This window comes from Allocoleopsis sp., assembly GCF_036703385.1.
GTDB lineage: Bacteria > Cyanobacteriota > Cyanobacteriia > Cyanobacteriales > Coleofasciculaceae > Allocoleopsis.
This window is the reverse complement of sequence record NZ_DATNPA010000073.1, coordinates 1-4,260: the sequence shown is the minus strand read 5'-3', so window position 1 is coordinate 4,260 and position 4,260 is coordinate 1. Positions and strand designations below refer to the sequence as shown.

Annotated in this window: 5 protein-coding genes, 1 tRNA gene and 1 pseudogene; 4 read left to right on the top strand and 3 right to left on the bottom strand. The window is 47.5% G+C overall.

From position 1 onward, the window contains the following. Positions 1 to 303, top strand: a 303-nt coding sequence (locus V6C93_RS03910; protein ID WP_333475338.1) for a hypothetical protein, incomplete at its 5' end; no start/stop codon positions are given. Positions 304 to 366: 63 nt separating this feature from the next. Here the strand turns inward: V6C93_RS03910 and V6C93_RS03905 are convergent. Both V6C93_RS03905 and V6C93_RS03900 read right to left on the bottom strand, forming a co-directional pair. Next, positions 367 to 451 (bottom strand) — tRNA-Ser (locus V6C93_RS03905). Between the two features lie 40 nt (positions 452 to 491). Further along, positions 492 to 1,424, bottom strand: a complete 933-nt coding sequence (locus tag V6C93_RS03900; protein ID WP_333475337.1) for a TIGR04168 family protein — start codon at positions 1,422 to 1,424, stop codon at positions 492 to 494. Between the two features lie 155 nt (positions 1,425 to 1,579). Here V6C93_RS03900 and nadA point away from each other — a divergent pair. Continuing rightward, a pseudogene (nadA, locus tag V6C93_RS03895) lies at positions 1,580 to 2,566 on the top strand (quinolinate synthase NadA); the annotation flags it as partial. Positions 2,567 to 2,779: 213 nt separating this feature from the next. Here nadA and V6C93_RS03890 read toward each other — a convergent pair. Continuing rightward, positions 2,780 to 3,337, bottom strand: a complete 558-nt coding sequence (locus V6C93_RS03890) for a Uma2 family endonuclease (RefSeq protein WP_333475336.1) — start codon at positions 3,335 to 3,337, stop codon at positions 2,780 to 2,782. 191 nt (positions 3,338 to 3,528) lie between these two features. Between V6C93_RS03890 and V6C93_RS03885 the strand changes: the two genes are divergently transcribed. Then, positions 3,529 to 3,780 carry a hypothetical protein gene (locus V6C93_RS03885; RefSeq protein WP_333475335.1) on the top strand — a complete coding sequence of 84 codons (252 nt, stop codon included), beginning with the start codon at positions 3,529 to 3,531 and terminating at the stop codon, positions 3,778 to 3,780. Next, the coding region (locus tag V6C93_RS03880; RefSeq protein ID WP_333475334.1) for a TIGR04282 family arsenosugar biosynthesis glycosyltransferase at positions 3,777 to 4,260 on the top strand (484 nt) is incomplete at its 3' end. The genes V6C93_RS03885 and V6C93_RS03880, both read left to right, overlap by 4 nt.

Below are 4,260 nucleotides of genomic sequence, written 5' to 3'. Positions count from 1 at the left end.
AAACAACTCGCCAAATATCTCAAAACTGACCCAAGCCGAGTTTGGCGCTGGGAAAAATGGAAGCATGTGCTTTGGGTACATATTCAAGGCATGGGCGGCTACTTCATCAGCTACCGCCAACTAGAACAATGGGTAGCCGCTTGCTGCACCTTAATTCACGCCTGCCGCAACTGGAAAACACTCAAACTAATTTGGTCAGCCATTGAGCGAGAAGCAGAGCGATACACAGAAGAAGCCTTCAGCCGTCTTTCAGAGACTCACGCGCAACGACAAGCGTACTTGCACTGTCACGAACCGAGATAACCATGCGATCGCGCAAAGGGCACTACCAGACGCGATCGCTCACAATCTCATTTCACTAAATAACGGAGAGGGTGGGATTCGAACCCACGGACTCTTTCGAGTCACTCGATTTCAAGTCGAGCGCATTCGACCACTCTGCCACCTCTCCGGGCTAATCTATAATATCAATCCTTGGCACTTATGGCGAACTAACTATAAACAGGTTGTATTTCAACGGGTTCCGGACGCCGATAGAGTAACTGTTCAGATACTACCGAATAGTCTTGACCCACCCAAACCAAGGAGATTTTGGAAACAATACCCGCTTCCAGGGAAACCAGGGAAAAATTACGAACTCTGTTCGTTTCCGTTTGGATAATCCGGGGCACACTTGCTGAATTTAAGTAGACAGTTCCCTCTGGACTCGCCACAATTGCCCTTCGTCGTTGTTCTTTGGTATGGCGTAGGGAGTGGTGCATGTGACCAAAGGTAACGAAGGGAACGTTTTTACCTAGCGCCTGAGTTTGTGCGATCGCTTCTGCAAAATCTGGGTCACCATGATCGCCGCCCAAGGGTTGCCAGTCTCTACCGCAGGGGTCTTCTGCCTTGTCGCCTAACCCGGTGGGGCCATTGTGACCCAAAAAAACAATCGTTTCATAAGCCGCACTCTGCACCGCTTCCACGATGCGCTCAACTGACTCCGCGAAACTGGTGATGCCGTACCGTTCCTGATAAAACTCGTTATTTTTCCAAACTTCTCCACCCCAACTAAACGGACGACTTCCCACAACAGAAAGCTGAAACTGGGGAAAGTCCAAGTACCCATAACCAACATGAGCCTCTCCCAGCAAATCTAATTGCTGCTGCACCCAATCTTCCTTTTTTCGGTCGTAAGGGCACCGCTTCCGCCCCCAGTCCGAAGCCGTATACCAGGCATCGTGATTTCCCAGAATCGCTGCTTTATCGAGGTCGAGGGCGGCAATCTTCCGCACCACCTCAACCGATTCATTGCCAAAATCTCCCACAAACAGAACCAGATCAACACCTAACTCTTGGAGAGCGATCGCATCCTCGTTTTCCCATTGATCGTGGATATCCCCGACAACAGCAATTTTGACGGGATTATTGTGATAACTGGTCATATCCCCTTATCTGCCTATCTTTTTCCAGGATAGGCAACTCAGGCTCGTTTTGACTAAAGAACTTATTGATGTCACGCTTCAAGTCTGTCACCGAACCCAGCCATTTTTGGTAAAAACTACTATAATTACCCCAAGTAACCACTTCTGAACCAAGGCAACTCCAAACTGTGTTTACCACTGCACTTGCCCAACGAGACTCTACTCAGACTGCTGCCTTACCTGACGACCTATTTGAAGCGATTGGTGCCCTCAAAAAGGAATTCAATGCCGTCCTTTTAGCTCACTATTACCAAAACCCCGACCTTCAAGATATCGCAGACTACATTGGAGATTCCCTAGAACTTTCTCGTAAAGCTGCCAGCACCGATGCCGATGTCATCGTCTTTGTCGGTGTCCACTTCATGGCAGAAACTGCCAAAATCCTCAACCCTGACAAACTTGTGCTGTTACCCGACTTAGATGCGGGCTGCTCACTCGCTGATAGCTGCCCTCCCGATGCCTTTGCTGCATTTAAGGCGGCTCACCCCAATCATCTGGTTGTTTCTTATATCAACTGCTCCGCTGAAATCAAGGCGATGAGCGACATCATCTGCACCAGTTCTAACGCTGTTAAGATTGTTAACCAAATTCCCAAAAACCAACCGATTATTTTTGCCCCCGATCGCAATTTAGGGCGCTACGTGGCGGAACAAACAGGACGCGATTTGGTACTGTGGCAGGGTAGCTGCATTGTTCATGAAACCTTCTCAGAACGGAAGATTGTCCAACTGAAAATTGAACATCCAGACGCTGAAGTCATTGCCCACCCCGAATGTGAACCCTCGGTACTGCGTCACGCCAGCTATATTGGCTCAACTACTGCATTGTTGAAGTATTCTCAAGCCAGTTCCAGTCAATCGTTTATTGTGGCGACGGAACCAGGAATTATTCATCAAATGCAAAAGCAAGCACCTGGCAAACACTTCATCCCAGCTCCGCCGATGAACAACTGCGCTTGTAATGAGTGTCCGTTTATGCGGCTCAATACCCTGGAAAAACTGTATCTTGCGATGAAGAATCGCCAGCCAGAAATCACGCTACCTGAACATATACAAGTAGCGGCTCTACGACCGATACAGCGTATGTTGGAAATGAGCGTGTAAAGAAGCGATCGCCTTTTCCTATTCCAAGAACAAAAAAGGGGCAATCCCCTGTGGTTGCCCCTATGATGTCAGATATAGACTTAGATGACAAAATTTATGCTAACTACCAGCATGAAGCTGAGAGAAATTGTGGTGGGTCTCGTTATCCCACCTCGTAAGTTAATAGACTATAGGGAATCTAATTGAGTTGTGAAACTTGGGTGAAGGCAAGAATTACTCAAATTCAGGAGGCCATAGCTCAGAGATTGGGAGTTCCCAACCCGAAAAGAGTTCTGGAATGGTCAGAATGTCGCCATCTGTAAGTATAGTTTGTTCACCAGTGGGGCGATAAACCGTTAATGTGAGTTTATCAGGGTCAATCAGTATCCCTACTTCTGTCCCTAATTTTAGGAACAACTTAATTTTTTCTTCCAGTGGTTTGATACTATCGCTTTGTGATTTAATTTCAACTGTTAAATCGGGAACCATTTGGGCAAAGTAGCGAAGTTTTCGCTTGAGGCGTTCGGCGCGGACAAACGAAACGTCTGGTGCCCGTAGATTGGTATCAGGAAGAATAAAACCGCCACTCGATTCAAAGACGCGCCCTAGACGACGAGGGTTAACCCAAGCGAATAAAAACGCACTAAAACGAACGCCAATTTCGCTCGATTCTATATCTGACGGCCCCATGACGATAATCTTCCCATCTTCGAGCTCTAATTGGTAATCTAAATTGGCTAGGGAGAGTGCTGATTGCAGTTGCTCCAAATCTTTAACACTCATCAGTGACATCGCTGACAGTCTCCTATCTATCCTGAGCCTATCGCTATACTATCTCAAGGGTACAGAGTATGGACTGCGTGGGCTGGAATACCTAGCGCATCAGCTTGCCGATTAATTCATTGGAGAGCCTGGGAGAGAGACTATTGCTCTATCATTAATTATTAAAATAATTCTAAAGTCCTGAAATTTAATTTCCAGGTATGCCAAAGAAAAAAACTCCTAAATCCCTACTAGACGACCCTAAAGCTATCCCAGGCGCTTCTCTACCGCTACAACTTCCTGGCACCACTGAATCCCTGCAACGGCTCATCTGCCTGCTGGGAAATCGCACGAAGGGAGAGCTAGGAACAAAAGCTCGTCAAGAGCTAGAGTCACTGATTGGCACTTATCCCAATGTTCAACAAGCAGCATTGTGGAAGCACAATCTAAAGCAGTTCGTTCAAGATAAATGACCAAGGCAGCAAGAGAATGCCTGATTATTTTTACCCGCTATCCAGAAGCCGGAAAAACGAAGACACGACTAATCCCAGTGTTAGGGGCGAAAGGTGCGGCAAGACTTCAGCGTCAGATGACAGAACAAAAGCTAGCTGAAGTTGATAAACTCCAATCCTTCTATCCCCTTTCGGTAGAAGTCCATTTTGCGGGTGGAACGGAACTGTTGATGCAAGAGTGGTTGGGTTCAAACCGAGTCTACCGACGACAGAGTGAGGGTGATATTGGCTGTCGAATGGCATCAGCGTTTCAGGCATCTTTTGTGGCTGGAATAAATGCTGTGGTTCTCATCGGCACGGATTGCCCTGGCTTGAATGCTCAGCTGATAGCAGAGGCGTTTCAGGCACTGTGTCAGCATGACTTGGTTCTGGGGCCAGCGATCGATGGGGGCTATTATCTGATTGGGTTGCGTCGGTTTATTCCGGAACTGTTTACAGGCA

What these genes read in the sequence shown, in the direction of transcription:
- V6C93_RS03900 (WP_333475337.1), bottom strand. Translation starts at nt 1,424, where the DNA reads ATGACCAGTTATCACAATAATCCCGTCAAAATTGCTGTTGTCGGGGAT.
- V6C93_RS03885 (WP_333475335.1), top strand. Translation starts at nt 3,529, where the DNA reads ATGCCAAAGAAAAAAACTCCTAAATCCCTACTAGACGACCCTAAAGCT.
- V6C93_RS03890 (WP_333475336.1), bottom strand. Translation starts at nt 3,337, where the DNA reads ATGTCACTGATGAGTGTTAAAGATTTGGAGCAACTGCAATCAGCACTC.